At 59.6% G+C, this 26,813-nt stretch carries 25 protein-coding genes and 1 pseudogene; 15 read left to right on the forward strand and 11 right to left on the reverse strand.

The window, feature by feature from the left end:
* Both AC1DMK_RS29140 and AC1DMK_RS29145 read left to right on the forward strand, forming a co-directional pair.
* Positions 1 to 273, forward strand: a 273-nt coding sequence (locus tag AC1DMK_RS29140) for a DUF1214 domain-containing protein (RefSeq protein WP_477863787.1), incomplete at its 5' end; no start/stop codon positions are given.
* 119 nt (positions 274 to 392) lie between these two features.
* Positions 393 to 2,018, forward strand: a complete 1,626-nt coding sequence (locus tag AC1DMK_RS29145; protein ID WP_477863788.1) for a DUF1254 domain-containing protein — start codon at positions 393 to 395, stop codon at positions 2,016 to 2,018.
* Between the two features lie 230 nt (positions 2,019 to 2,248).
* On the opposite strand, the gene AC1DMK_RS29150 is transcribed toward AC1DMK_RS29145, so the two are convergent.
* The 7 genes and pseudogenes from AC1DMK_RS29150 to AC1DMK_RS29180 form a co-directional block, all read right to left on the reverse strand.
* A complete protein-coding gene (locus tag AC1DMK_RS29150) occupies positions 2,249 to 2,437 on the reverse strand; it encodes a hypothetical protein (protein WP_477863789.1) in 189 nt (62 codons plus the stop codon).
* A 56-nt stretch (positions 2,438 to 2,493) separates the two neighbouring features.
* Positions 2,494 to 2,754, reverse strand: a pseudogene (locus AC1DMK_RS29155) (hypothetical protein).
* Between the two features lie 109 nt (positions 2,755 to 2,863).
* On the reverse strand, positions 2,864 to 3,886 hold the full coding sequence (locus tag AC1DMK_RS29160; protein WP_477863790.1) for a HupE/UreJ family protein: 1,023 nt from the start codon (positions 3,884 to 3,886) through the stop codon (positions 2,864 to 2,866).
* A complete protein-coding gene (locus AC1DMK_RS29165) occupies positions 3,883 to 4,854 on the reverse strand; it encodes a peptidyl-prolyl cis-trans isomerase (RefSeq protein ID WP_477863791.1) in 972 nt (323 codons plus the stop codon). Before AC1DMK_RS29165 ends, AC1DMK_RS29160 begins: the two co-directional genes overlap by 4 nt.
* A gap of 15 nt (positions 4,855 to 4,869) precedes the next feature.
* Positions 4,870 to 6,042, reverse strand: a complete 1,173-nt coding sequence (locus tag AC1DMK_RS29170; RefSeq protein WP_477863792.1) for a hypothetical protein — start codon at positions 6,040 to 6,042, stop codon at positions 4,870 to 4,872.
* Positions 6,043 to 6,120: 78 nt separating this feature from the next.
* Positions 6,121 to 8,361 carry a DUF3604 domain-containing protein gene (locus AC1DMK_RS29175; RefSeq protein ID WP_477863793.1) on the reverse strand — a complete coding sequence of 747 codons (2,241 nt, stop codon included), beginning with the start codon at positions 8,359 to 8,361 and terminating at the stop codon, positions 6,121 to 6,123.
* A gap of 721 nt (positions 8,362 to 9,082) precedes the next feature.
* Positions 9,083 to 9,928 carry a class I SAM-dependent methyltransferase gene (locus tag AC1DMK_RS29180; RefSeq protein WP_477863794.1) on the reverse strand — a complete coding sequence of 282 codons (846 nt, stop codon included), beginning with the start codon at positions 9,926 to 9,928 and terminating at the stop codon, positions 9,083 to 9,085.
* Here AC1DMK_RS29180 and AC1DMK_RS29185 point away from each other — a divergent pair.
* Positions 9,927 to 10,259, forward strand: a complete 333-nt coding sequence (locus AC1DMK_RS29185; RefSeq protein WP_477863795.1) for a hypothetical protein — start codon at positions 9,927 to 9,929, stop codon at positions 10,257 to 10,259. The two genes, AC1DMK_RS29180 and AC1DMK_RS29185, sit on opposite strands and share 2 nt — an antisense overlap.
* 343 nt (positions 10,260 to 10,602) lie before the next feature.
* Here AC1DMK_RS29185 and AC1DMK_RS29190 read toward each other — a convergent pair whose 3' ends face one another.
* The gene (locus AC1DMK_RS29190; RefSeq protein ID WP_477863807.1) at positions 10,603 to 11,460 is read right to left on the reverse strand and encodes a DUF6030 family protein; all 858 of its coding nucleotides are present in this window, start codon (positions 11,458 to 11,460) and stop codon (positions 10,603 to 10,605) included.
* A gap of 325 nt (positions 11,461 to 11,785) precedes the next feature.
* The gene (locus tag AC1DMK_RS29195; protein WP_477863796.1) at positions 11,786 to 12,436 is read right to left on the reverse strand and encodes a TetR/AcrR family transcriptional regulator; all 651 of its coding nucleotides are present in this window, start codon (positions 12,434 to 12,436) and stop codon (positions 11,786 to 11,788) included.
* Between the two features lie 314 nt (positions 12,437 to 12,750).
* Here AC1DMK_RS29195 and AC1DMK_RS29200 point away from each other — a divergent pair, with 314 nt between their 5' ends.
* The 12 genes from AC1DMK_RS29200 to AC1DMK_RS29255 all read left to right on the forward strand — a co-directional run bounded on the left by AC1DMK_RS29200 (position 12,751) and on the right by AC1DMK_RS29255 (position 25,049).
* Positions 12,751 to 13,923, forward strand: coding sequence for an HlyD family secretion protein (locus tag AC1DMK_RS29200; RefSeq protein ID WP_477863797.1), 1,173 nt, complete (start codon positions 12,751 to 12,753; stop codon positions 13,921 to 13,923).
* A gap of 40 nt (positions 13,924 to 13,963) precedes the next feature.
* Positions 13,964 to 15,565, forward strand: coding sequence for an MDR family MFS transporter (locus AC1DMK_RS29205; RefSeq protein WP_477863798.1), 1,602 nt, complete (start codon positions 13,964 to 13,966; stop codon positions 15,563 to 15,565).
* A gap of 464 nt (positions 15,566 to 16,029) precedes the next feature.
* Positions 16,030 to 16,449 (forward strand): substrate-binding domain-containing protein, encoded by a 420-nt coding sequence (locus AC1DMK_RS29210; RefSeq protein ID WP_477863808.1) that lies wholly within the window; start codon positions 16,030 to 16,032, stop codon positions 16,447 to 16,449.
* Positions 16,450 to 16,526: 77 nt separating this feature from the next.
* On the forward strand, positions 16,527 to 17,147 hold the full coding sequence (locus AC1DMK_RS29215) for a cupin domain-containing protein (RefSeq protein ID WP_037065268.1): 621 nt from the start codon (positions 16,527 to 16,529) through the stop codon (positions 17,145 to 17,147).
* 143 nt (positions 17,148 to 17,290) lie between these two features.
* Positions 17,291 to 18,235 (forward strand): ABC transporter substrate-binding protein, encoded by a 945-nt coding sequence (locus AC1DMK_RS29220; protein WP_477863799.1) that lies wholly within the window; start codon positions 17,291 to 17,293, stop codon positions 18,233 to 18,235.
* A 105-nt stretch (positions 18,236 to 18,340) separates the two neighbouring features.
* Positions 18,341 to 19,138 carry an ATP-binding cassette domain-containing protein gene (locus AC1DMK_RS29225; RefSeq protein ID WP_037065271.1) on the forward strand — a complete coding sequence of 266 codons (798 nt, stop codon included), beginning with the start codon at positions 18,341 to 18,343 and terminating at the stop codon, positions 19,136 to 19,138.
* Entirely contained in the window at positions 19,135 to 20,157 is a 1,023-nt protein-coding gene (locus tag AC1DMK_RS29230) for an ABC transporter permease (protein ID WP_477863800.1), read from the forward strand. Before AC1DMK_RS29225 ends, AC1DMK_RS29230 begins: the two co-directional genes overlap by 4 nt.
* 2 nt (positions 20,158 to 20,159) lie before the next feature.
* Complete coding sequence (locus tag AC1DMK_RS29235) at positions 20,160 to 21,245, forward strand: phosphotriesterase family protein (RefSeq protein ID WP_477863801.1); 1,086 nt, start codon at positions 20,160 to 20,162, stop codon at positions 21,243 to 21,245.
* Positions 21,246 to 21,274: 29 nt separating this feature from the next.
* Positions 21,275 to 22,045 (forward strand): glutamine amidotransferase, encoded by a 771-nt coding sequence (locus AC1DMK_RS29240; RefSeq protein WP_477863802.1) that lies wholly within the window; start codon positions 21,275 to 21,277, stop codon positions 22,043 to 22,045.
* Positions 22,046 to 22,048: 3 nt separating this feature from the next.
* Positions 22,049 to 22,963: a ribokinase gene (locus tag AC1DMK_RS29245; RefSeq protein ID WP_477863803.1), complete on the forward strand. Its 915-nt coding sequence runs from the start codon at positions 22,049 to 22,051 to the stop codon at positions 22,961 to 22,963.
* Positions 22,960 to 23,802 carry a BtpA/SgcQ family protein gene (locus tag AC1DMK_RS29250; RefSeq protein ID WP_037065280.1) on the forward strand — a complete coding sequence of 281 codons (843 nt, stop codon included), beginning with the start codon at positions 22,960 to 22,962 and terminating at the stop codon, positions 23,800 to 23,802. The genes AC1DMK_RS29245 and AC1DMK_RS29250 overlap by 4 nt, the downstream gene beginning before the upstream one ends.
* Positions 23,799 to 25,049, forward strand: coding sequence for a Zn-dependent hydrolase (locus tag AC1DMK_RS29255; protein WP_477863804.1), 1,251 nt, complete (start codon positions 23,799 to 23,801; stop codon positions 25,047 to 25,049). Before AC1DMK_RS29250 ends, AC1DMK_RS29255 begins: the two co-directional genes overlap by 4 nt.
* 141 nt (positions 25,050 to 25,190) lie before the next feature.
* Here the strand turns inward: AC1DMK_RS29255 and AC1DMK_RS29260 are convergent, their stop codons facing one another.
* Positions 25,191 to 26,369: a GTP-binding protein gene (locus AC1DMK_RS29260; RefSeq protein ID WP_477863805.1), complete on the reverse strand. Its 1,179-nt coding sequence runs from the start codon at positions 26,367 to 26,369 to the stop codon at positions 25,191 to 25,193.
* Between the two features lie 112 nt (positions 26,370 to 26,481).
* Positions 26,482 to 26,813: DUF4082 domain-containing protein (locus AC1DMK_RS29265; RefSeq protein ID WP_477863806.1), on the reverse strand; the 332-nt coding region annotated here is incomplete at its 5' end.

Raw genomic sequence — 26,813 nt, forward strand, 5'->3', positions numbered from 1 at the left:
GGCAAGAGCCAGCTGCTCGTCAAGAACCCGATCAAACGCTACCTCATCAACTCTCCGATGTTACCGGCGATGAAAAAGGGCACGGACGGCTCGCTGACGCTGTACATTCAAAAAGACAGCCCCGGCGCGGACAAGGAAGCAAATTGGCTGCCGGCACCTGATGACAAGATCTATCTCGTGATGCGCCTGTATTGGCCGAAGACCGAGACGCCTTCCATACTTCCGGCTGGCGAAGGCACCTGGCAGCCGCCCGCCGTCGTGGTAGCGAATTAGTTTTTGCGCCGATCGCCTGAGCGGCTCGTCGCTATTGACGCGGCTCCCGTTCAGGCAACGGCCCTTTACTAGACCTTCGGGCCGTGGTGCCAAGTTAAAAAACCAAGAGAGAACGACCAATGAAACCCATCTACTCCGGGCTCCGCGGACTGACAATGGTCCTCGCGGCATCGACCTTTCTCGCGGCCACGAATGGAGCAAGCGCGCAAACAGCGCCCCCACCTGCCTCGATCATGACGCCGGACCAAGTCCACACGCGCATCGGCACACTCGACTTCAAGGATGGCATGCCGAGCAAGGAGACCATCGCCAAGGTTTATGACAATCTGGACTTCACGCACGCCTTCGAGGCGTTCGTGAATACTTACCAGGGTGTCAGCATAGCGGCCCTTCACAAAGGCTTTCAGAGCGCCGGGGTGAAGGACAACCAAGTCCTCATCTTTTCCGATCTGATGGATGCCAGTTCGTTGTTCCTGACGGCCAACGCGGACACAATCTATACCTTGGGAATGCTTGACCTCTCCAAGGGGCCAATGGTGTTAGAGGTAGGCCCTAAGATGTTGGGGGCTATCGACGACCAATGGTTCCGATGGGTTATTGATTTGGGCGCACCCGGGCCTGATCGCGGCGAAGGAGGCAAGTATTTGATCCTGCCACCTGGCTATGATGGCAACGTGCCCGAGGGCGGCTACTTCGTTGCCCGCGCCCGCACCAACTTCGTTATCTGGTTCGCTCGCGCGTTCATGGAGAACAGCGACCCCAAACCGGTCGTCGAACAGATCAAGAAAACACTGAAGGTCTATCCGTACCAGGCCGGCGGCTACGGCACTCCCATTGCCGAATTCCTTGCCGGTAAAACCAAACTCGGGCCGATCACCCCACCGCCGCCGACGGTGTTCCACGAAGGCACCGGTAAGGTGATGAATACCATCCCGCCCAACGACTACTCGTATTACGAGTCGCTCGACGAGATTGTGCAGCAGGAGCCTGCAACGGCGCTCGACGCCGAGTTGATGGGCCCGATAGCCGCCATCGGCATCGTCAAAGGTAAGCCCTTCGCGCCGGATGCGCGGATGAAAAAGATCCTGACCGAAGCCGTGGCGCTCGCCAACGCCACCTCTCGCACGCTGTTTATGGCTCCTCGAGCGCCGGACTGGTACTACTATCCCGGTTCGGGATGGGTGAACCAGCTGTTTGTCAGCGGTTATGAGTTCGAGACCCCGATCCCGGAAATTACGCCCGAGGGCGTCAAACCCTTCCCGCCCACCGGCTATCGCCTGCTGGACTCGCGAACGTCCTTCTTCTACGGCGTCACCGGCATCACGCCTGGGATGGCCATGCGCGTACCCGGTATTGGTTCGCAGTACCTGTGGACAATAGTGGATGCGGACAAACAGCCCTTCGACGGCGCCAAGACCTACAAGGTGACACTGCCGAAAGACATTCCGTTCGCGAACTTCTGGTCCTTCATTGTCTATGACAATCAGACCCGCTCGATGCTGGATACCCCCCAGCGGTACCCGCGTGCAGGCAGCCAGAGCTATCCATCACCAGCGGCCGAGGCAGCCGCCGACGGCACGACGACAGTCTGGTTCTCACCGACCCAGCCTGAAGGCGTCAAACGGGGCAACTGGATCCAGACCATGCCCGGTAAAGGATTTATTCCGTGCCTGCGCCTTTACGGGCCGCTCGAACCATTTTTCACGAAGGAGTGGAGGCCAAGCGAGATTGAACTGGTGAAGTGACGCTCGTTGTCCAGACAGCCTGATCTCCGATCGAGAGCTGAAGACACAACGTCTGCCGCAAAGGTGAAGGAGGAGGCCAGGCTGATCGGCCTGACCTCCTCCTTCATTCCCCTCTGCCTCGATTGCAAAAGGAATTGGTGCGTTCCGTCGTGAGGAAAATGCCCGCAGATCCTGGAAGTTCTGTGGCGACAATTAGATTTGCCTGCTGTCGGATAAGCGCGTGGAAGCGATCATATCGACCTGTACCAACAGTCCATGAGAAGCTGTTGATGCACGCGGGCGAGAAGCAGGCCGAGTGCGATTGAATCCCTGGCAAGAACCGTCACCGCATAGGCGATCGTGTCCGCCCGGCCGACGGCCGCGAAGATCAGGAAGGCGACCAGCGCCGCTTCTGGGTAAGCGCCAACTCTCCCTCTCATCTTTGTTCCTATTCTCAATCGATTGATCTGAAGTTCCGTGGAACGCTCGCTTGCTGTTATCGTCGTGGCGGCTTGAACGGGACGGCGCGCGTCAATCGAGAGCTTGTTCGATCTCGAGCCGCATGATGTCGATCAGTTCCCTATACTCGGCGATGCGCTCGTCCCGCTCCGGAGAGGTGGAACGCTCCCATCGCAGTGTTGGCAATTTCGAAATCGTCGCACAGGTCGCGAAACCCCTCGTTGCGTGCGGCGAGTTCCTCGACGACTTTGGAGCGCTCCTTGAAGGAGCTCTTTACGATGCAACACCGTTCCCCCATCCGGCTTATCCGTTCGCATACGTCGCCTCATGGCAGGCGATCTCAGGACATATTGATCACGTCTCTCCGTTTGCCGTTTGCATCGAAACTCCCTCGAAACCGACTTCCCTTAGAACGCAGCCACCCGCTCGACGAACCAGAATGCGGCCATCGCGCCGATTGCGTAGGTCGCTGTCATGAAGGCATGCCGACCAAACCAAGCCGGATATCTCACCTGCCTCACTAGGGCGATCAGTCCTATCACCGCGGCAATGAACATCAACTGCCCGATCTCGACGCCGACATTGAAGAACAGCAGGGCGAGAGGAATGTCTCCAGCCGGCAGCGCCAGTTCCGACAGGGCTCCAGCGAAGCCCAGCCMGTGCAACAGTCCGAAGGTAAATGCCACCATCCAGGGCCATTGCGCCGTCAGGCTTGTCTGACCATTCTGGATGCGGATGATCTCGCATACGAGCAACAGGATGCTGAAGGCGATTGCCGCCTCAACGGGTGGTCCCGGCAGATGGACGAATCCGAGGGTCGCCAGCGTCAGCGTGATGGAATGCGCCGCGGTGAACGCCGTCACCGTCAAGAGCAGGGCCCGCCAGCTTCGGGCGATGAACATCAATGCGAGGACAAACAGCAGGTGATCGTAGCCGAACAGGATGTGTTCGATACCATGCACGACAAATGTCTTCGCCACGTCGAGGCGTCCGGCACGGGCCGCGATGTCGACCCACGGCTGCGAAGGATGGATCATCGCGGTGGTAACCGCACCATCCAGCATGTGGACGCGTACGAGGACATCGGTGATCGTCGCCTGCAGGCCAACGACTTCTACGCGCTCGCCAGCAAGGCTTCCGTCGGGCGTCTCGATGACGCGTGTCTCGACGAGGGAATCCGGAAGATCCCGTTCGGCTGGCTCGATTACATTGCGGACGCTGTCTGAAAACCGCAGGGCGACCGGGAGACGCATGCCAGACAGCATGGGAGTGCGCCAAACGACCTTGTAGCGGTTTGCCGCGATTTCATCGATCTGCAGATAGGCGGGCCGTATCTCGTGGGCGGTAGCGGATCCGACGAGTGCGAGAAGCGCCACGACCGCGCTGAAGAGCCTACGCCAGAGTGGGGGCAACATCATCCGGGCGCTCATTGTGCTGACAATTCGATCCGTGCGCTCGTCCCTGCCTGCACCTGCAGGTCCTGCAGGTCGTCGGCAGTCACGGTGGGCAGGTTGACGACATAGCGCGAGCGCATTTCCTTGAGGGCGTTGCTCTTCACCTCTTCGTAGCGTTCGTCGACCCATGCCGATCTGACCGCTGGCGAGACTTCCTCGAAGGCCGGAACGTGGCCCGGCTCGATGGAATCGACCCATATGAGATGCCAGCCGTAGCCGGATTGCACCGGTCCCTGCCATGATCCCGATTTCAGGGTGAAGAGGGCTTTGGCAAAGTCGGGGCCGAACTCCTTGGCCATCTGGTCGGGGGTCGCGTCACCGTAGTAGTTCCGGAACATGAACGGGTCGGCGACTGACGCTACTTCCGGCGAGTCGGCAGGTTTACCCGAAATCGCCGGGATAGCGGCCGCTGCAGCCTCACGGGCGGCGTCGCCGTGCTTGTCGAACGAAAAGTACAGGTGACGGAAGCTCAGATGTGGCGCGAGCGCGAATCGGTCCGAGTGCTGCGAATACCACTCCTTCAGTTTGGCGTTGTCTGGCTCGTCTAACGTTGCCAGGTCGGCGGCCAGGAAGTCCATTTTCTGCGCCAGCCTTCGCTTGATGATTTCGTCGTCGCGATCAAGGCCGAGGGAGACGGCCTCCCGGAACAGGATCTCCTCGGTAACCTTGTGATCCATGAGACTGCGTATCTCATCCGGCGTCGGAGTTGGCCGCCCTTGGGCAAGCCATGTGACCGCCAGCTGGCGGACATCGTCTTTGGTCAGATTGATAGCATGCTGGTCGACGACCGCCTCGGACGCAGGCGCGAGAAGGTGGTAGGCACCGAACAGAACGACACCGACGATGACGAAGTGCAGGAGCGGTTCGGTGAGGAAGCGCTGCCATTTGTTTTTCGGGATATCGGAAACCGCAGAGGCTTCTGGCGCAATCGGCAGCAGTTTCATGAGACCTTGTTCCTGTTAATCGGCAAATTCACGCAGAGCCGCCTGGGCGGTCGTCAGCGGACTGCGCTGCAGATAGCTGAGAATGGCAAACTGCTCGGCGGGGTCCTTGACGGTCTTCGATCGGATGATGGTGACGTAGTCCGCGGTCGCGTCCCAGGCCTCCCAGTCGGCCAGCTCCATGGCGACGAAGCCGGCCATCGGGTTGCGCGCCTTGATGAAGTAGCGATAGGCCTCGATCACCCGCTGCCGCTCCACCGGGCCGTCCGCGCCGCCGTGGACACTGAGGGCAAGGAGCGCCGCCTGAATTTCCTGTAAGGTCCGCTGGCGATCGGCAAAGAAAGTCGTTTCCAACCAGTCAACGCGGCCCGCACCGCGCAATTCGAGATCGGCCGCCAGCAGCGCGGTAAGGTTGGTCGCATCCCGTGTTTTGAGGGCCGTGTCGATATCCTGCTCGAGAGCGTTGGCGGTATCGGGACCGCCCGCAATGCCGAGCAGCAGGGTATATGCGGCGCGCCGTGGCGCAAGTTTCGGGTCGCTGGCCCAGGTTGCGAGCTTGGCAGCATCGAGCTCAGGCTTGAGGAGCCGGGTCACGCCGTACGGTGCGCGCGACAGCTCGCCGTAGGCAATCTCTGCGACGAGCGGTTCGGCGCTTTCGAGTTGCGGCGCGACGGCGAAAATCCGCTCGCGCCATTCACTTTCGGTTAGATATGATGACGTGAGGGTCAGTTGTGGCCAGATTCTCTTCGGGGTCTCCGCGCTGTGCTTTGTCTGGGCGAGCTTTCGCAGCCAGCCAGCGTAGCCCACAGACATTGCGCCAAGGCTCGTCCACTTCTCCGAAACCTCGTCGTGGAGGAGCAGCAGGGGCTTTTCACCCGGTGGTAGCGCCTCCCCGTCGCCGGTCAGACCATCAACGGACATTACCGGGTTCGCGATCGGTGTCGACAGACCCGGCTGGACGATGATGTCGCCGACCGTGCCGTGCCCCTTCACGACTTCCATGATACGGAATTGACCTTGTCCATCAAAGATAGGAGTGGCGAGCACAGCCTGATTTGCGGCATCCAGTTTCTGCCCCGGCGTGACAACCAGCCCCGAGAAGCAAATGGCACAGGCTTCTGCATTCCCGACACATGCCAAGATCACCAAGCCGATGCCCAGAAGTAGCCGAACGGACGCTTGCGTTGCCATGGCAATCTCCATTGCTTGAGGTCGACCGTTCAATCGACCGACTACTTCGGTCGGCGCGCGGTTAATGAAACTCCCGGCTCAGAACGGTGATTTCGTCTGGGTAACAGGATCAAGCGTCTGCGGCGTCGGCACGACTTCGTAATTTGCGAAGCCGAACTCGTTGCTACGGGCGGCGTAGTATTTGTCGCCGAGCTTGTAGACGGTTGCCTCATAAGGAGCGTTGTTGAGGGTCGTGACGATAGCCCCATCCCTGATCGCATAGGCGGTACCCTGCCCGGTCAGACCTCCGTGCAACACATCGCCGATCTCGCTTGGCTGTGGGATCGAGCCGTTGACGTTGCCGACGAGGCGTTGGCCCGAGGTGGTCCACGTGATGCTGAAGGTTTCGCCTGTGACGTTGTTGCGAACCCAGCTCGATTTGCCGACGATGAGGTCGGTGAGTGCCCTTGTATCGAGGGCAGTAGCGCCCTGCTCCTTCAGCTCGGCGACCGTCGCGCCCTTGCCCGCGGCAGCCCGCAGTTCCTGGGTCGGCGTATACCAGATCGGCGAACTCCACGCCCGTTCCTGAACGGTCGCCGCGACATTGTCGGGAGGTGCAATGCCCAGTTCCTTCGCCTGGATCGTAGTCCAGCGTGGTGTCGGGATTTCGAGGGTGCGCAGATAGTAGAAGGCGTCGAGGCTCGGATCGAATTCAGGGTCGGTCCAGGAACCCTTCAATTCAACGGAGCCGATCGTGTTGGTGTAGCTGGCTTCAGAGATGTTCACGGTGCTGCCGATCGGCGGAACGATCCCGTTAAACGCATCCGGTGCGCGGTTTCCTGCCCATGCCACGTCGTAGACCTTCTCGAAGCTCTGGCCATGCTTCGACCAACCTTTGACGATCTGGATTCGGTCCAGATTGCCCGACGTCGGGTCCTTCACGGCCCAGACGGCAAAGGACGGCGCTTTGGCTTCTCCAAGTGGTGGCAGATCACCACCCATCGGCACGCCGCCAGCATAGGCATTTTTGACCCAATCAGGCTTGACGACATCGGCCGGGTTCGAGCCGCCGAAAAACCTGACCTTGATGTGCGGTCCGCTGGTGGCGAACGTTTCCTTGCGCTGCATGGCATCGAACAGCGATGCGCGTGTATTTTCCTCTGCCCAGACCCCTGTCAGACCCGCAGGATTTTCCAGTCTGACATCGAGACCGGCGAAAACGTAGCCCGACATGCGTTGCTTGATGTCGCCGTCGTTGCGTGCATGGCCGCCGAAGAAATTGTCCTGGCGATAGGGCACGCCMGTATTATGCGAGTCCGATCCCCCGACGAACCCGGTCTTGTAAGGATTGTAGCCGCGCGCATTCATCATGGAGAGGCCATCCTTGAGAGCCTGGCGTATGTAGCTGCCGGAGACGGTCGGGAAGCGACCGGCGGGATCGCCGAGCAGGTAGGTCAGGATTTCGAAGTTGGCGAACTCGTCGTTGGGCGACAGCGTCGGATGGGTCTCGGACGCGCCCTTGATTTGCTTGATTTCGCTCAGACGCTCGTTGCGGTCACGCGACGCCGCCCAGGCAGCGTCGATGGGCCGGCCCTTCTCGTCGACGTCGGTTGGAAACATGTGGCCGTCGGAGAGATTGGCATTGTGAGAGATCGCCAGAAGGTCGTTGCCTGCTTTTCGCTGCCCGTCCATCCAGTTCCAAAGGTCAGACGGGTCGCTGGAATTGATAGAACTGTAGGGCGCTTCCGGCACTTTGGCGCAGTCGCGGAAGAAGACGTTGCGGTGCATGTTGCGGTTGTTGGGAGTCGACGTCCACTCATAAGAGCAGAAGGCGGTAAACTTGCCAGGTTCGTTCGCCTGATCGGCGATCTCGACGTTCTGCTTCCAGACAGAGCCGGCGACCTGAGGGGAAATGAGCTCTTCAATCGGCTTCTTGTCGATGATCGTGCCTCCTAGCCAGAGGTAGATTCGCGTGATGTCCGCTGGGTCGCGCACGATCAGCTTCTGTGCGATCGGAAGCTTGCTGATTGCCGAACCGGGCGTGTTGGCCAAGGCGACTGTGCCGACATACTCGGAATGATCGGTGACGCCCATCCAATCGAGCGGCGTATCGATCCTGATATCGTATCCGAGCGGATGCTTGATCGTCTCGCCCTTGGCATACCTGTAGGCGTCGGCTGGCGTGCTTTTGGTGTTGCCGAAGATATAGGCGTCGAACGACCATCCCGTGTGGACGTGGGTTTCCCCGAAATAGGCTTGACGCTCCTGGGCAAATGCCGAGGCGGCGAAAGCAAGAATGGTAGCGCTGAAGAGAATTGCTCTCGTGGACGTCCTGCGCATTGACCGTATCTCCGTGGCTCGTTGAAGGTCGGCAGCGAACAGAGGTGTCGCCTTGGGCGGGATCGTCTTTGAAAGCTCAGGAATCGCAAGTATCTTACAGTATCTTACGGTCAAACTCACCCAGCACAGGCCGAGATAAAACGGCATCCACGGGATATCGAACAAAGCGGTCGGGCAAGGCCCGGATAGGCTACATTGTTCGCCTTGATGAGATGTGAGCCCACGACCACGTTATTCAGGCTGCTCGATAACGACAATTTATGGAGCTGGCCATTGCTTGTCGCGTGGGCAACTGAGTGTGGCGGCCAATTCAAGGCGCCGAAGCTATCCGACGAAGACCACGAGACGCTGCGGATCTGGTCAACGCGGGCACGGGCGAGATCACGCTGCTGGGGAAGCCCCCTGTCCTGCCAGCGCCGGAGACACTCCTTCTCAAATTCGTCGCCGGCATGCAAAGAACCCATTTTCGGCCACATCATCCAAGGCCATGAGTCGGCTTGCGAAAAGACCAACGATTCCAATTAGGACAATGTTCGGGGAGCGGCTTTTTCTCTTCCTAAAACGAAATCCGGACTGGCGACATCAAAGACCTCTCATGCGAGCCATGTTGGTTGCGAGTGAACGGTTGGTCAATCTCCTTGCCCAACGAACGGCACTGGCGCAATTGGCAGCGCGAAGCGACCAAACTCCCCTCCTCTCGTCCTCATCAGCTCTTATCGATCTACCGCGTACCAACAATGACAGTCGCGGTCGAACGAAGCCGTACCTGGCCGTCGTGAATGGAGTGTCGCGCCAATTCCAGGACCTCGTCTCGGATTTGCGCTTGCGTCGCCGTGTCGGCTTTCGCAAGCCCCGCCACTACGGGTGCTGCGATGTCTGTCATAAAGTCCCAGTACCTCTCCGGCGACTCGTGGGTCACGACGGATGAAACTTCCTCCTCGCGTAGGTCTGTCAGACCGGCCCCTTCAAAGGCGGTGCGCATCAATCCCGGCGGGGCGCAACGGAAAAGCCCCGGCGATCCGGGCGGTGGTACAGGCATCTCCACATGCCGGGTGATGGTAGACATGACCGTCGTTGCCCAAGGGTTCTTGTCAGGCCCACTCCAGACCGCCGCGCAGACACGCGCACCTGGCTTCGCCACCCGTGCAAATTCTCGAGCGGCGAGCGCCATATCGGGAAAGAACATGAAGCCGAAGCGGCACAGAACGCTGTCGAAACGCGCATTGGGAAAAGGCAGCGCGCCCGCATCGCAAACTTTGGTTTCGAAATTCGACAGGCCACGGCGAGCTGCATTCTCAGCGGCTACCGCCAGCATCCGCTCGGAGAGATCGGTTACCGTCACTTTTCCACGCGGCACCATAGCGGCCGCGCTAAGCCCAGGTTCCCCAGTCCCGGCGGCAACGTCCAGGACCTGCGAATGCTCGTGCAAGTTCGAGAGCCTGAGCATCGCATCACCAAACGGGGCAAGCCAGCCCAGGACCAGCTCGTCCCATTTCTTCCAGCCGGCGGAAAAGCGATCCCACGTGTCGCGCTGCTGTACGCGGATCTCCTCGAAGCTTCCAGGCATGGCCCTCGCTCCCTCCATGATGGACCTTCCTGTCGGCCGGGTCGCCCACTATGAACCCTCTGGACCAGGTTGCAATCAAATACGCACGGCAACAGGGTCAGGCTATCTGGACCGAGGCGGCGACCCGCGCGCCATGGCCACTCATGGAGCGATACCGCGCTATCAGCCGCACATGATGTATAGACCCTGGCAGTTGTCAGGCAGTCAGATCGCCGTTGCTGCGGGCAGTGGTGACATCATCGCACAAGCTCTGACCAATCAGGACACGCGCGATTTCAGTCAGCTCGGCACATTGCTCGGCAATGTAGACGCGCCAATGACTGCTTCATAGCCGATGGGGCTTATGATAGTCGGCCGATATATGACACGATCCAGCGCCACAGCTCCGGCGTCAGGATCTCTACCCCGCCGCGTTCGAATTCGGTACCAAAAGAGAAACGGTCCGTCTCCACAGCGCGAAGATCACCTTGTGTTTATAGGTCAGAAAGGTCGCATGTCATGGCAAACCAGGCGGCACGCGCGCATGCGACGCTCTCAACCGTCTGCTTTCATGTGCACGCCCGAAATCCGTCCGTGTGAAAGAAACCACCTTATAAATCCAACTGCAAAGATCCAATCCAAGTGCGCCCAATCCAAAATCTGTGCAACAAGGCCTCGGCGAGGCCCGGCGTTACTTACTTCTCGAGACGCTGAAAGATCGGTGATAGATCGCCGGAAACCGGGGGATCTGGAGTGGCTACCCACCGGTCTGCCGAAAAAAACGCCCTGGTCCGTGTCTGCGGGCCTGGAGTCGCTGCAAGAACCAGCATGAAATTGAAGCTGTTTTCACTGGCTGCTTGGCGTGTGAAGCTGAAGTTTGCCCCAAAGCTTTCGGATTCGACGTCGCGGAGGCTTCGGATCGGGATGAGCGTTTCCTGGAAATCACTCCAGCGCAGCTGATCAACCAGGGTCTCGAAGATACGCATGAGCGCAGGGTCGAGACGCCCCTGGCCATCTATGCTCGGCCCGTTGATCTTGCCTCGTATCTCAAGGATATCGCCTCTCGCATTTCCCCGGATCCTGAGGAAGATCGAACTGAGGGGACGCCCCTCGTCTTGCGTGAATATGCGCTGAAAATAGCATTCATGGCTCGTGCTGCGCATCGATGGGGCACGCCACTCGGTCATTTCGATGCCAGCCTCTCGGAGCGCCTTGCACATATTCGGCCCCGAGACCCTCCATGTGCGGAGAAACTGACCGGCCAGTTCGAGCTTCGGAGCTTCGATGAGCCGCTGCGGTATCGAGACCGCGGGCGCAGGAGAAGACGTTGGCACCTCAAATGGGCGGGCGGTCACGCGAGGCGCGCGGGTCGGTTCTCCGCCAAACTGATATTCGCCGTATCCGATGATATTTCGAAGATGGCGCGTGTCGTCAAAAAACAGGATGGTTCCTGCAACAATCGACAGAGATAAAAGGAGGATCGGCCAAAGGATATCGCGGGGATTTCTCCGCACTTGCGGTGTCTTCGTCTGCCTTTCTGAAGTCTCGCTCACCAAATCCATCACCTTCGTGGCTGGATGCGAAGTTCACAATGAGGCTAACAATGCTTCAATGACTGCAGAGAAGCAAACTGTTCAGTGAAATACCAGACCATCACCGTGGCTGCGGCTACTTTTCTGGGCCCCGATCCTTGTTCCTTTTCAGCCAAGAAATCTGTGCTTTCGGCAGCCCGTCCTGTCGTTGCTGCTCAAGGTGACGCTGTCGGCAGGATCCGTCAACCGACGACATCGATCGGCCCGATCGCCTCTTGCGCCGGCGATCTTCGGCATGATGGGTGTCGAAGTCGGAGATATCGAGCACGAGCGCTTCCGCTCATTTCTAGCCGCTTGAACAGCCTTTGAGGAAGATGTCCGCACACATTCGCGCTCTCGCAACGATCTGCTCGTCCGGTATATTCGCGATTTGGCCAAGCATCACGGCGCGCTGCGGTTCCATCGTCATCATGCCACGAAGCATGCCGGTCGCTATCGCTACGTCGCCGACGCGCAAGGCATCCTTGCTTGCCTGACGGGACAGCCAGTCCTCCATCACGCGATGGGTCCTTGTGATCGCTTGCTGGTAGAAGACCGTGGCTATCTCGGGAAAGCGATCGGATTCGCTGAGCACCAGCCGGGTGATGATAATCGTCTCGGTCGAAAGGGTGAGGCGGCCATAGGCAAGGAGAAGGCGCTCAAGGCCATCGCGCAGCGACAGGCTCAGGAGGCTGTCGACGTCCGTGCCAAGGAAATAGCGGCTGATCTTGGTGGAGATCATCTCGGAAAACAAGTCGGCCTTGGCCGGAAACAGCCGGTACAGCGTCTTTGTGGACACCCCGGCCGTCCGTGCTATGGTACTTATGCTGGCAGACGCATAGCCGGCTTTCATGAATTGATCATTCGCCGCTTCGATGATGACGCTTCTCGTTTCGTCATCGGATCTAACCTGCGGTCTGCCGCGGGAACGCTTGTCCACAGACGTTTGTTCTTGCATTGCCGGTCCCAAGAATTGTTTCTCGTCCACTATGGACTCAATTTAGGAAAATAGCAAGTTTCCTAAATTCTCGCTGGTTTCCGTGGCCAGCGGAGCTGGTAGGCGCAGGGGGCGGCTCGACAACGAGCTTTGCATCGAAATCGACTGGAATACGCGCACGATATTCGCGCTTCCCTTATTTTGGAAAACAGAAAGTTTCTAAATTCTTATTGACGATCGCGACGGCAGAGCCTATTTTGGAAAACATCAGGTTTCCATATTAGACGCGACTGTGGTTCGCCCTGCTGGCGGTCCATAGATCGGGAGCGAACTCAATGGACGAGAACGTGATCGCATTGAACAGCAAGGCGGAGCGGCCGGGCCAGGTCGATTCCATGGACGCAGGGCAGTCTGGCAAGGCGCCAGCGGCCGTCGTGCCCGCCGCACCCACCGAAGCGAAAATACGCGGCGGAGGTCCCAGGAAGGCGCTGCTAGGCGTTTCAGTCGTGGCGGCCATCGCCGCGAGCGTCTACTACGGCCATGACTACTGGACAATCGGCCGCTTCGTGGTTTCGACCGATGACGCCTACATCAAGGCCGACAGTACCGCCGTAGCGCCGAAGATTTCAGGCTATCTCGCTGAGGTGCTCGTCGGCGACAACCAGCCGGTGAAGGAAGGGCAGAGGCTTGCGACGATCGACGATCGCGATTACGCCAATGCTCTCGACCAGGCAAAGGCCGATGTGGCAGCAGCGGGTGCAACTGTCGACGCCAAGAAGGCCGCACTCATAACGCAAGAATCGGTAATCGCGGCTGCTCAGGCGTCGGTTGATGTCGACCATGCCAACGAGACGTTCGCCGAACAGAACGACAAGCGCTATGCCCGCCTTGCGACGAATGGATACGCGCCCGTTCAAACAGCACAGCAAGCCGCTTCGCAGATCGCGGCGAACCGAGCCACCACGGCACGCGACATCGCATCGCTTGCGGCTGCGACGAAACGGCTCGACATCCTGAAAGCGGAGGTGGCGCAAGCCGCTGCGGCTCTGGCGCGCGACACCGCCGTCCGCCATCAGGCAGAACTCAACCTTTCCTATGCCAGCATCGTTGCGCCGATCGACGGCGTCGTCGGCAACCGCACCCTTCGGGTCGGCCAGTATGTGCAGGCGGGGACGCAGCTCATGACCGTTGTTCCGACCAAGGCCGCCTACATCGTGGCGAATTTCAAGGAAACGCAGTTGACGGATGTGCGGCCCGGACAGCCTGTCGACATCGATGTCGATATGTTCCCGGGCCACGTCTACCACGGCCGCGTCGAAAGCCTTGCACCCGCAAGTGGCCAGGAGTTTGCTCTGTTGCCCCCGGACAACGCCACGGGGAACTTCACGAAGGTTGTCCAACGCATCCCCGTTCGGATCGTGATCGATGCAGACGGCGCCGCCTCTGGAGACCTCCGTCCTGGAATGTCCGTGACGCCGAGCATCGACACGAAAAACGGCACCAACTAGCCGGCGCCGACGCTCGGCGCGAGGTCCAGGAGGACCGATCATGACCAATGTCACAACAGCGACGAGCGACGGGCCGATGCCCGTCGCAGAAAGCTCGCCGAAAGCTGGAACCAGGGAGTGGATTGCCGTCCTCGCAGGAATGATCGGGGCCTTCATGGCGATCCTCAACATCCAGATCACCAACGCGTCCTTGCTTGAGATCGAGGGAGGGATCGGTACGGGCGTCGACAACGGCGCATGGATTTCGACGTCGTATCTGATCGGCGAAATCATCGTCATCCCGCTCACTGCCTACTTCAGCAACGTCTTCTCGTTCAGACGATACATTCTGGTGAACACGGTCCTCTTTCCGCTGTTTTCCATGGCTTGTGCGTTCACGCACGACCTCAATTCGATGATTGTCATGCGAGGTCTGCAGGGCTTCGCCGGCGGCATCCTCATTCCCATGGCGTTCACTATGGTGCTGACCAAGCTGCCGAAGTCCCAGCAGCCGATCGGCCTTGCGATCTTCGCGCTTTCTGTGACCTTTGCGCCCGCGATCGGTCCCACCATCGGTGGTTACCTGACGGAAAACTATGGATGGCAAACCATCTTCTTCATCAACACCATCCCGAGCGCCATCATGGCGTTGGCGCTGGCGGCGACGCTCGAGAAGCAGCCGATGCGCCTGGGCCTCCTGCGCGAAGGAGACTGGGCAGGGATCGCGACGATGGCGATCGGTCTCGCCGCCCTGCAGACAGTTCTCGAGGAAGGCAACAAGGACGACTGGTTCTCGTCTCCCTTAATCGTGAAGTTGAGCGTGATCGCCTTCGTTTTCCTGGCAACTTTCATCTGGATCGAGTTGACCGTGGAAAAGCCGCTGGTAAAGCTGAGACTGCTCAGGCAGCGCAATTTCGGCATCGGTGTCGCAGTGAATGTTCTGGTGGGCGTAGCCTTGTTCGGGACCGTGTACATCCTTCCCCAATACCTGGGGCAGGTGCAGCACTACAATGCAGAGCAGATCGGAAACGTCCTTGCCTGGACGGGTCTGCCGCAACTCCTTCTCATTCCGCTCGTGCCGATGATGATGAAGCGGTTCGATGCCCGTTACATCGGTTTCCTAGGTATCAGCATCTTTGCGATTAGCTGCTTCATGAACGTCATGCTGTCTCCTGACAATGCTGGCGATCAGTTCTGGATTCCAAACATTGTCCGCGCCATCGGGCAGGCACTGGTGCTGACACCGATAACGGCGATTACGACAGGCGGCATCGCGCCAAGCGACGCGGCAGCGGCCTCCGGCCTGACGAACATGCTGCGCAATCTCGGGGGTGCAGTCGGCACGGCAACACTTGGAACTGTCCTGACCAAGCGGGAACAGTTCCATTCGAACGTCATCGGCCAGTCGATCACGGCATCTCGGGATGAGGTTCGACAGCGGCTGGACGTGCTCACTGGCTACTTTCAATCTCACGGCGTATCCGATCACGCCAAGGCGAGCGCACAGGCCGTCGTCGCACTCGGGCGCATCGTCAAGAGACAGGCATTGATCCTGGGTTTCAGCGACACCTTCGCCGTCATCGGGGTGGTTCTGGCTATCGCTGCCGTCTTGTTGCTGTTCACGAAGCGCTCCGCGCCCGGCGGTGGAGCAGGAGCTCACTGAACTCGCCGGGGATTGTGAGCGCATCGAAAGTCAGGGGAAGCGCTGAAGTTCATGGAAGGCAGCGCTCCTCCCATGGACAGCGCCCCTGAGAACTCGGGCAGAAGCGATCGGGTCCACGCCCATCCCATCAAGGGAGACGGACTAAAATACCTCCCGATTTCGGTACCGCTGCGCACCGGACGCACTAGTGCCCGCCAACAACATGGTTGTGATACCTGCATGATGCAACCTTAAAAGGGGTTGCGGGCGACGAAGTCGTTGAGCTCGTCCAAGCCGCTCTTGATGTCCGTGCGGGTGCCCGTAGTCTGCTCCTCTAGGATGATGCCCCAGCTGTCGGAGAAGTCAGGTCAGTGCGGGCTCTGCCAGAAGGCCATCGCGGTGCCCTTGCCCGTGTCGGCAAGAGCCTGGCCCAAGTCCTTAACCGGCTCCTGTGGGCGTGTCGGACCGCTCGTCCGATTTCATGAATACACCGAGCTGACGGCGCGCCATCGACACGGACCCGAGCACTTGAACCCGTATTCCAGCGCTATTCGTGTTTCTCCGGTCTTTGCGCCTGTACCGGCAAGAATGCTCCTACAGCGATCGTCACGGGCAACAGGAGCATTGCACTGCCGAAGACGAAAGCTCTGAAGGAAATCGGTCCAACCTGGCGTCAAGACGTTGCGATTGGGACTTTTGATGACCCCGAATGGGCGGCCTTTCTTGATAGTCCACTTGGTACTGTGAGGGGCCCTACCCGGGAGCTCGCGAAGGAGGCTTTGGCGCTTTTGGAGAGCCAGATTGACGGCATTGCGTTCGATCCGCGTGTCGTTTCGATCCACGCGGAAGTAATCGAACGCAATTCAAGCACAGGCGCCCACGCGACGGCCGGCCACAATGAATGATTGCCTTTATAGCCCTTTGCGGACCATATTGCATGGCATTCTCATCGCACATTGAAATCGTGATACGGTAGTGAATTATGAACAAAGTGGACGTTGTCAGAAAGCGGCTTGGAACCACCGATGAAACGGTCGGGGCAGATCCCGCACGCTTGGGAACGCGCCTGAAGCTTGCCCGCCAGACCCGCGGACTGACTCTGAAGGCGCTGTCGAAAGAAGCCAATTGTTCGGAAAGCCTCCTTTCCAAAATCGAGAATGGCAAGGCAACACCCTCCCTGCCGATGCTCCACCGGTTGGTAGAGGCGCTGGGCACAAATATCGGCTGGATGTTCGAGGAGTCGGACGGCGAAGAGGGGATCGTCTTCCGCTCGGGGACCCGCCCGCTGATCACGCTCGACCCGTTGCGGCGCGGCGAGGGTATTTCGCTTGAGCGCATCATTCCCTATTCGCCCGGGCATTTGCTCCAGTGCAACATTCACCACATTGAGAAAGACGGCGAAAGCGCCGGCCCTATCCAGCATGTCGGTGAAGAGGTGGGTTACGTCCTCGAAGGGGAAGTCGAACTGATCGTCGCAGAGCGCAGCTTCAGGCTGAGCCGTGGCGACGCCTTTGCCTTCGCGTCCGATCTGCCCCACCACTACCGCAATATTGGCACCGAGCGTGCCAGCGTTTTCTGGGTCAACACGCCAGCGACGTTCTGAGTCGATGACGGCGAGACGCAGGTTTTTGGCTCCTTAAATTCAAGAGACTTGACAAGAATTCAAGTATCTTGAATTATATCTAAAGCGCGCTCTAGCGCTTATGAGCCCGGCTACGGGCCTTTGCCGAAACAAGGGGAACCGAAATGCGCATTTCAAATCTACTCTCCGGCTGCGCTACAGCCGCTTTCATGACGTTTTCGCTGGGAGCAGCAGCATCAGCACAGGCAGAAACCTTCGCTCTGGTCACGATCAACCAGCAGGCGCTGTTCTTCAACCAGATCAACGATGGCGCACAGGCAGCTGCAAAGACCGCCGGTGCTGATCTTGTCATCTTCAACGCCAACAACGTTCCGAGCGCTCAAAATGACGCGATCGAGACGTACATCACCCAGAAAGTCGATGGCATCATTCTGGTCGCAATCGACGTCAACGGTGTGAAGCCCGCGATCACGGCCGCAAAGGCAGCCGGTATCCCGGTCATTGCCATCGATGCGCAGATTCCAGATGGCGACAACGTCGCTTTCGTCGGCGTTGACAACACCAAGGCCGGCGGCGACATCGGCAAGTTTTACTCCGACTACGTTAAAGCCAGCATGGATGGCAAGGCCAAGATAGGCGTGGTCGGTGCCTTGAATTCGTTCATCCAGAACCAGCGTCTCGACGGCTTCAAGGCTGCTGTGAAAGAAGGCGGTCAGGCAGTTGCTTTCCTCGACACGGTCGATGGACAGAACGTTCAGGACGTTGCACTCAGCGCCGCTGAGAACCTGATGACAGCGAACCCCGACATGACCACGCTTTACGCCACAGGGGAGCCTGCGCTGATTGGCGCGGTCTCGGCCGTCTCTAGCCAAGGCCGCACCGGCGACGTCAAGGTCTTCGGCTGGGATCTCACCAAGCAGGCCGTCCAGGGCATCGAGGACGGCTGGGTCACCGCTGTCGTCCAGCAGGATCCGGCGGGTGAAGGCAAGGCTGCCGTCGAAGCGCTGGTCAAGCTCAAGAAGGGCGAAACCGTTGAGCCGATCATCAACGTTCCCGTGACCATCGTCACAAAGGAGAACGTTGGGCAGTTCAAGGACATGTTCAAGTAAGCCTGTCTGATCCATCATCGGAGCGCGGGCTGGCCCCTGATGGCCTCCGCGCTCCTGTTCAGGACAACTGACGGAGCGTGTCGCTCCCTGCCAGGTGGAATCCATATGAGCGACGGCGAAACCTACCGGGTCAAAATGACCGGTGTATCGAAGCGTTACAATACCATTCAGACGTTGGACAACGTCAGTCTTCTTCTCAAGCCCGGCGAGGTCCTGGGGCTGGTTGGCGATAACGGCGCTGGCAAATCGACCTTGAGCAAGGTCTTATCCGGTGCGGTCATTCCCGATTCAGGGATAATCGAGATCGATGGCAAAACTGTTTCCTTTTCATCGCCCGCAGACGCTCGCGCGGCGCGAATTGAAATGGTCTACCAGGACCTTTCGCTCTGCGACACCGTTGATGTTGCGGGCAACCTGTTCCTGGGTCGCGAGCCACGCCGTCGGATATTCGGCATTCCGTTCCTCGACAACCGTCGTATGCATATTCAAACCCGCGACATGCTGGATCGGCTTGGGATCGTCATTGCCGATACGAAACTGAAGGTCGAGAACCTTTCCGGCGGTCAACGCCAGTCGATCGCCATCGGCCGCGCTGCATCTTTTGAACCGTCCGTCCTGATAATGGACGAACCGACTGCAGCCCTTGCCGTCGCCGAAGTCGAGGCGGTCCTTGAACTCATCCGCACGGTCAGCGCTCGCGGCGTCAGCGTCATCCTCATTACCCATCGTTTGCAGGACCTGTTCCTTGTCTGCGACAGGATTCAGGTCATGTACGAGGGCCGGAACGTCGCCGAGCGGATGATCGCGGAAACCAGCATCGAGGAAGTCGTCAATCTGATTGTCGGCCGCAAATTCACGGCCCGTTCTGCGAAAAACGGCCATGCCGCGGGAGCGCCCCAATGAATGTCACCTCTTCTCCTGCCAGCGGAGCAACGGCCGAGACCGTTTCGCGCGTTCGCAAGACAACGATCTGGGATACGCTGCTCGCCAATGGCAGCGTCGTGTCGATCGCACTGTTCTTTCTGGTCGTCTGTGTCGTGTTTTCCCTCATTACCGGCGCGTTTCTGACCGCTCCAAACCTGCTCAATATCATCCGCCAATCCGCACCCTTGTTGATCGTCGCGGGCGCGATGACTTTCGTCATCACCACCGGCGGCATCGATTTGTCTGTGGGCTCGGTGCTGGCGCTCGTCGCAACCCTGTCCGCGGTTCTTCTGCAGGCTGGAGTACCGTGGCCCATCGTCATCCTGGCGATGCTGGCGCTCGGCGGTACAATCGGTGCCATTCAAGGGTTCTTCGTTGCCTACGAGAGAATTCCGTCCTTCATTGTGACGCTGGCCGGCCTCTCCGTCATCCGTGGCCTCGCCTTGCTGATCACCGGCGGCTATTCGATCCCCATCGAACCCACGAGCTTCTTCACGGTGATCGGCCGCGCCTGGTTCCTGGGCGTCCCCGTCCCGGCACTGATCGCACTTGTCATTCTGGCGCTGGCGTATCTTGTCTTCAACCAGACACMGTTTGGGAGGTATGTGACAGGGATCGGCGCCAATGCCGAAGCGGTGCGCCGGGCAGGGGTCAACACGCGGTTGACGACATTGTTTGTGTATATTCTGTCCAGTTCGTCGGCGGCATTGGCCGGGATCATTCTTGCAGCGCGCCTCGGTTCCGGCTCTTCTAACTCCGGCCAAGGCTTCGAGCTGGAAGTGATCGCTGCGGTTGTGCTCGGCGGGACCAGCCTGTTCGGCGGGCGCGGCACTCTGATCGGGACCGTTCTCGGCGCGCTGACGGTCGCCGTGATCGCCAACGGATTGATCCTCGCACATATGTCGCCATTCCTGACGCCGATTGTGACCGGAACGATTATCCTGATTGCCGTCTGGCTGAACTTCCGGCTGTTTCGTGGGGCGGTGAGGGGTAAATAGTCATGGAGCAACTCTTCGACAGCACGCCGAAGGAGCGTGTGGAGATCGGCGTAAAGTCCGGATTTGTGATGACTGTCCTCGGTCCGGTGCCGGTCGGCGATATGGGCGTCACCCTCATGCACGAGCATATCTTCCTCGACGGCGCCAAATCCTGGAAGTGCCCTTGCCATCCAGATGAGAAAGCAATCGCCGAGCAACCCGTGAACATCGAGATTATCGGCGAATTGCGGATGAACCCCTATATGAACCGCGACAACGTCTCGCTCGACGACAGCGACCTTGCGCTGTCCGAACTCAGGCGGTTTCAGGCAATCGGTGGCCATACTGTAGTGGATGCGACCAACATCGGCATCGGCCGCGATCCGCAGAAGCTGGCGCGCATTGCCAAGATGTCTGGGCTGAAAATCGTCATGGGCACCGGCTTCTATCTGGAATTCAGCCATCCGGAATGGCTGAAGGCGATGGACGTCGATGCGGTGACCGAGTTCATCGTCAATGATATCGGCGGCGGCCCCACGCAGCCGGACATCATGGGCGGCATCATCGGCGAAGTCGGCGTCAGCAAGGATTTTACACCGGAAGAGCGCAAATCTCTGCGCGCTTCCGCACGAGCTGCGCGCATTACCGGCGTGCCTTTGACGATCCACCTTCCCGGTTGGGAGCGGCTGGCGCATCAGGTGCTCGATATCGTCGAAGAAGAGGGGGCCGCTCTCCGGCATACCGTGCTTTGCCATATGAACCCCAGCCACGACGATCTCGATTACCAGAAAAGCCTGGCCGCACGCGGGGCCTTTCTGGAATACGACATGATCGGCATGGACTACTACTATGCCGATCAGAACGCGCAGTCGCCTTCCGACGAACAGAATGCCCGCGCCATTCGCTCGCTGGTCGACCTGGGCTATGCCGACCGAATCCTGCTGTCGCAGGACGTATTCCTGAAAATCATGCTGACCCGCTTCGGTGGCTTCGGCTACGGCTTCATTCTCAAGCATTTCGTTCCACGTCTGAAACGCCACGGCGTCGATCAGGACACCATCGACCGAATGCTGATCGACAATCCGAGATCCGTCTTTTCCGCCGCCTGATCGCGCGGACATCCACACAGGGAGTTTCCATGTCCAAGAAAAAAGTCCTCCTCGCCGGAGAAAGCTGGGTATCCACAGCGACGCATATCAAGGGCTTCGACCAGTTTCCAACGGTCACATATCATACCGGCGCCGATGAACTGTTGAGCGCGCTCAAGGATAGCGCCTTCGACGTGAAATTCATGCCGGCGCATGAGGCGCAGCGTGATTTCCCCCAGTCCCTCGAGGCCCTGTCGGAGTATGAGGCTATCATCCTCTCCGACATCGGTGCCAACACGCTGTTGCTGCATCCAGATACCTGGATCCATTCGAAAACCACGCCGAACCGGCTACGCCTGCTGCGCGACTATGTCCGCAATGGCGGTGCGCTTTTGATGTTCGGGGGCTACTACAGCTTCCAGGGCATCAACGGCGGCGCGCGTTTTCACAAGACGCCGGTGGAAGACGTATTGCCGGTTTCCTGCTTGCCGTTCGACGACCGCGTTGAAGTGCCGGAGGGTTTTGCTCCCGTCGTCACCGGTCAACCAAGCCATCCGATCCTGAAGGATCTCGGTCGCGAATGGCCAATCCTGCTCGGTTACAACGAAGTCACAGTCAAGGACGGTGCAGAGGTGTTGGCAACGGTCTCGACGGACTATGGCTCGCAACCACTTCTCGTCACCGGAACCTATGGCAAGGGCCGTACGATCGCCTGGACGTCCGACGTCGGCCCGCATTGGCTGCCGTCCGACTTCATTGCCTGGAAGGGGTACAAGACCTTGTTCGAGCAGATGCTCGCTTGGGCAACGGCCAAGGGCTAATTCATGCGCGTTCATGTCGTCGGCAATGTCTGCATCGACACGACATTCCGTCTCACCCGCCTTCCGCGGCCGGGAGAGACGATGAATGCGACGGTCTATGCACAGGGTCTCGGCGGGAAAGGTGCCAATCAGGCAATCGCGGCAACCCGCACGGGATCGCCGGTGACGCTCTGGACTGCCATTGGTAGGGATGCCGATAGTCGCTGGATGCGGGACCGGCTCGCCGGCGTGATCCAGACACTGCGGCTGACGGAACTTGATCTTCCCGGCGATCGCTCGACGATCGCGGTCGATTCGGCAGGTGAGAACATCATTATAAGTGGGGTGCTTTGCGCGCAGGCATTCGACCCGCTGCGCCAGACGGACCTGCTGCAAGGACTGCAGTCTGGCGACGTCCTGGTGATGCAGGGAAATCTGCTCTACGAGGTGACGAGCCAGTTGACCCGGGCGGCTCACGAAAAAGGTGCGCTCATCGTCCTCAATGCCAGCCCGCTTGACCCCGAACACGGCCCGGATCTCGGCGCAGTGGATATTATTGTCGTCAATGAAGGAGAAGCCGAAAGCATCACCGAACTTGCCGATCCCCATCTTGCTGCGCGCAGGCTGCTGGCTCTCGGCGCCGGTGCCGCCGTCATTACGCTCGGATCCCGCGGTTGCCTGCTAATGACGTCTGCGGATGCGCATCCGATGAAAATCCCCGCACCGGAAACAACCGCGGTTGATACCAGCGGGGCGGGCGACGTCCTTTGCGGCATCTTTGCCGGGTACCTGGCACAGAAGAAGACGCCGGCAGTCGCACTTGGCGTCGCGGTTCGGGCGGCCGCACTTGCTGTCACGCGCCCCGGCACGCTCGAGTCCTGTCCGAGTGCAGAAGAAGTATCAGATCTCGTGAAAAACATAGAAACGGAAAGGCCATGACAAACGCTTCCAAACCGATCGGCAATAGCTCTGGAGACGCTCTGACTTCGCTTTTCGGCAGGACCAAGGTGGTAATTGGCGTCGTGCATCTTGCGCCGCTTCCAGGTACGCCGCGATACAATGGCGAGGCGGTCGAAGCCCTGTACCAACTGGGTCTCGACGATGCGCGCGCCTATCTCGAAGGCGGTTGCGACGGTGTGATCATAGAGAATCATGGCGATATCCCGTTCGCGAAACCGGACGACATTGGCCCCGAAACATCGGCCTATATGTCGGTCGTCTCGGATCGTATCCGACGCGAACTCGGCCGCCCGATCGGTATCAACGTGCTTGCCAATGCCGCGATCCCGGCCCTGGCGATTGCGAGCGCTGCGGGCGCTGGCTTTGTACGCGTCAACCAATGGGCGAATGCCTATGTCGCCAATGAGGGTTTCATCGAAGGCGAGGCTGCCCGCGCCAGCCGCTATCGGGCGAAGCTGCGCGCAAATGGTGTCAAGGTGTTCGCGGACGCTCACGTCAAACATGGCGCTCATGCGATCGTTTCAGACCGACCTGTCGAAGAGCAGGTCAAGGACCTCGTCTTCTTCGATGCAGATGCCGTCATCGCCACTGGCCAGCGCACCGGCCATGCTGCTGACCTCGGCTATATCAGAATGATCAAGGAGGCAGCAGGTCTTCCGACCCTGGTCGGCAGCGGGGTCACCTCGGAGAACGCGCGCGATATTCTCGACATTGTCGACGGCGTGATCGTTGCCAGTTCGCTGAAATATGACGGCGTCTGGTGGAACCAGGTCGAGCCGGCGCGCGTGAAGGCCTTCATCGCAGGGCTAAAAAAGTGACATCCCGCCAAGATGTCAACGGCGAGAGGCTCTTGCAGAGACTGAACGCCTTCGCGGTCATCGGAGGTACTGCGGCCGGCGGTGTCAACCGGCAGGCTCTGTCGGTCGAGGACCGCGAGGCGCGTGCATTGCTCGCCCGCATTGGCCGCGACCGCGGCTTTGCGGTGTATCAGGACAGTATGGCCAATCTGTTTGTCCGGCGCGGCGGCCGAGACAACGACAGGCCGGCGTTTCTGATAGGCAGCCATCTCGACAGCCAGCCGACCGGCGGCCGTTTCGATGGCGCGTTGGGGACACTGGCAGCGCTTGAAGCACTGGAAACACTGGAGGACGCGGGCGTTGAGACCGCTATCCCTGTGGAACTTGTTTGCTGGACGAATGAGGAAGGCAGCCGTTTCGCGCCCGGCGTGATGGGTTCGATGGCGTTCAGCGCGGGCCATATTCCGGAGGCTTGGCAATCCTTGCGCGGCACCGACGGCGCGTCCCTGATGGACGAATTGGCCGCCACTATCGCGGCGCTTCCCAATGCCAGCATGCGTCCGCTCGGCGTGCCCGTTGCCGGCTATCTGGAACTGCATATAGAACAGGGGCCAACACTGGAGCGCGAAGACATCCCCGTCGGCATCGTCGATGCCATTCAAGGCACGCGCTGGCTAGATATCACGATGACCGGGCAAGCTGCGCATGCCGGCACGACGCAACTCTCCTTTCGACGCGATCCGCTCGCCGCCGCCACCGCGGCGCTCAACGAATTCTACGCACTGATCATGCCGGAAGATTCGCGGGCGCGCTTCACGGTCGGTCGGATTGCCGTCGAGCCTGGCTCTGTCAATGCCATTCCAGGTCAGGTCGCCTTCAGCGTCGATCTTCGCCACCCGGACCAGGCCCGTCTGGACGAACTCGAAGCGTATGTAGCCACAACCTGCCAAGCCGCTGCCCAAGCCAATCACTGCGCGATCGGCATCCGCCGATCTTTTGACATGGCGCCTGTACAATTTTCACCGATACTGATCGCCGCTATTCGAAGCGCGGCCGAAAATCGGGCGTTTCCTAGTATGCTAATGCTCTCTGGCGCCTTCCACGATGCATTGTTTATGGCGCGCGTAGCGCCGGCGGCAATGATCTTTGTTCCTTGCCGCGACGGGCTTAGCCACAATGAAGCAGAGTTTGTAGAGCCGCGTCATTCCATAATCGGGGCTCAGATGCTGCTCGACTCAACGATGGAAGCACTCGCGCGGTTAAAATGACGGAATCGAAAGACGTGAGAGAGGCGATTTCACCTTCGCTTCCTCAATGTCGAACGAGGCAAGTGAGATGAGGCCTGTGCGGTAGCCATGGCTTTCCACTGCGCCATTCCCACGATCGCCCTCGATCTGACCTGCCGCGGGCTACCAGGCCGGAAACGGATCAGCCAGGTTACGCCAGTCCCGCGGATCCGAGCTGGCCAAGCAGTCATCCAACGCAGCGCGGACGCCGGTCTCGTCCATGCTCACACCGACAAATACGAGTTCCTGACGACGGTCGCCCCAAGCGCTGTCCCAGCGGGTCTGCAGATATTCCTGAAACTCCGGGTGCGGTGGCCAATCCTGCTGGGGAACGACTGCCCACCAAAGCCCCATGGGTTCGCAGCGACGCTGGACGCCGGCGGCCGACATAAGTCCCACATGCTGCGGACGGGTGGCAAGCCAGAAATGACCCTTGGCACGGAGCACCCCCGGCCAGGGCTTGTCGAGGAACGACCGAAACCGCGCTGGATCGAAAGGACGCCTTTCGCGATAAACGAAGCTCACGACGCCATACTCCTCGGTCTCCGGAACATGCGTGCCCGGACTATAAAGTTCCTTGTGCCAAAGGGGATGAGCGGATGCCTTTGCTTCATCGAATAGGCCGGTGTTGAGGACTGCTGGAAGAGGAACCTCACCGAAGTTCGTCTCTATCTGGCGCGCATCCGGGTTGAGTGCAGCAATGACCTTGCGGATTTCGCCGCGCGTTTGCTCGGTCGCATCCGTGACCTTGTTGATCACGACCACATCGGCAAATTCGATCTGATCGACCAAAAGGTCAATGAGCGTCCGCCTGTCTTCCCCGTCGCGCTCCAGGCCGCGATCGCGCAGCAGATCGGCGCTGCTATAGTCCGCCAACAGGCTTGCCGCATCGACGACAGTCACCATCGTGTCAAGCTTCGCGAAGTCGGACAGGGAAACCCCGTTTTCGTCACGAAAGGAAAAGGTCGCCGCAATGGGAAGCGGCTCTGCTATGCCTGTCCCTTCGATCAGCAGATAGTCGTATCGCCCTTCTTCGGCCAGCCGCCGCACTTCGGTCAGGAGGTCGTCGCGCAGGGTGCAGCATATGCAGCCGTTGCTGAGTTCAACGAGCGTCTCCGTCGTATGGGACAGATTGGCGCCACCGTCGCGAATGAGGCTTGCGTCTATGTTCACCTCACTCATGTCGTTGACGATGACTGCGACCCGCAAGCCCTCCCGATTCGCCAGCACGTGGCTGAGCAGCGTCGTCTTGCCGGCGCCCAGAAATCCGGCGAGCACGGTCACCGGTAGCCGATCTGCCATGTCCCCTGTTCCCCTCGTCGACATCCCTTGAAGGTAAGAACCAGCCGCTGCGCTGGCGGACCGACCGGCGCCACGGCAAGGATTTGTTTTCGTGCCGGCCCCATCCGATTGTTCAGGTCACGAGCTGGGGCCGGAAGACCACGTCGGCAAAGTAGTTGGCGGAAGCGAAAGTGTTGGTCGGGAACAGGCCGGTTGTGGCGGACCCGCCATAGGCATAGACACCATTGCCTCCGGCGGTGGCGCTCGACGGGGCTGTCAGCGCGCCATTGGTGACGGCACTGGTGAAGAAGTCGTCGGTCGCCACGTAGGCGCCGGTCGTGTGGTACGAGGCGACATAGGTGGTGTTGGCGGTAATGGAGACGGGCGTCGCCAGGGCCACCGTCTGCCAGCCACTTGCCGACGTGTTGGTGAAGGTGACGGTGGCAAGCTTGGTGCCGGTCGCAG

This window comes from Rhizobium sp. 05L419 (genome assembly GCF_056397845.1).

Bases quoted from the DNA above. Each gene is read 5' to 3' on its own strand.
- AC1DMK_RS29205 (WP_477863798.1), top strand. From the start codon at position 13,964: ATGACCAATGTCACAACAGCGACGAGCGACGGGCCGATGCCCGTCGCA.
- AC1DMK_RS29260 (WP_477863805.1), bottom strand. From the start codon at position 26,369: ATGGCAGATCGGCTACCGGTGACCGTGCTCGCCGGATTTCTGGGCGCC.
- AC1DMK_RS29250 (WP_037065280.1), top strand. From the start codon at position 22,960: ATGACAAACGCTTCCAAACCGATCGGCAATAGCTCTGGAGACGCTCTG.
- AC1DMK_RS29180 (WP_477863794.1), bottom strand. From the start codon at position 9,928: ATGCCTGGAAGCTTCGAGGAGATCCGCGTACAGCAGCGCGACACGTGG.
- AC1DMK_RS29220 (WP_477863799.1), top strand. From the start codon at position 17,291: ATGCGCATTTCAAATCTACTCTCCGGCTGCGCTACAGCCGCTTTCATG.
- AC1DMK_RS29185 (WP_477863795.1), top strand. From the start codon at position 9,927: ATGGCCCTCGCTCCCTCCATGATGGACCTTCCTGTCGGCCGGGTCGCC.
- AC1DMK_RS29170 (WP_477863792.1), bottom strand. From the start codon at position 6,042: ATGGCAACGCAAGCGTCCGTTCGGCTACTTCTGGGCATCGGCTTGGTG.
- AC1DMK_RS29245 (WP_477863803.1), top strand. From the start codon at position 22,049: ATGCGCGTTCATGTCGTCGGCAATGTCTGCATCGACACGACATTCCGT.
- AC1DMK_RS29145 (WP_477863788.1), top strand. From the start codon at position 393: ATGAAACCCATCTACTCCGGGCTCCGCGGACTGACAATGGTCCTCGCG.
- AC1DMK_RS29200 (WP_477863797.1), top strand. From the start codon at position 12,751: ATGGACGAGAACGTGATCGCATTGAACAGCAAGGCGGAGCGGCCGGGC.
- AC1DMK_RS29195 (WP_477863796.1), bottom strand. From the start codon at position 12,436: ATGCAAGAACAAACGTCTGTGGACAAGCGTTCCCGCGGCAGACCGCAG.
- AC1DMK_RS29235 (WP_477863801.1), top strand. From the start codon at position 20,160: ATGGAGCAACTCTTCGACAGCACGCCGAAGGAGCGTGTGGAGATCGGC.
- AC1DMK_RS29150 (WP_477863789.1), bottom strand. From the start codon at position 2,437: ATGAGAGGGAGAGTTGGCGCTTACCCAGAAGCGGCGCTGGTCGCCTTC.
- AC1DMK_RS29165 (WP_477863791.1), bottom strand. From the start codon at position 4,854: ATGAAACTGCTGCCGATTGCGCCAGAAGCCTCTGCGGTTTCCGATATC.
- AC1DMK_RS29215 (WP_037065268.1), top strand. From the start codon at position 16,527: ATGAACAAAGTGGACGTTGTCAGAAAGCGGCTTGGAACCACCGATGAA.
- AC1DMK_RS29225 (WP_037065271.1), top strand. From the start codon at position 18,341: ATGAGCGACGGCGAAACCTACCGGGTCAAAATGACCGGTGTATCGAAG.
- AC1DMK_RS29240 (WP_477863802.1), top strand. From the start codon at position 21,275: ATGTCCAAGAAAAAAGTCCTCCTCGCCGGAGAAAGCTGGGTATCCACA.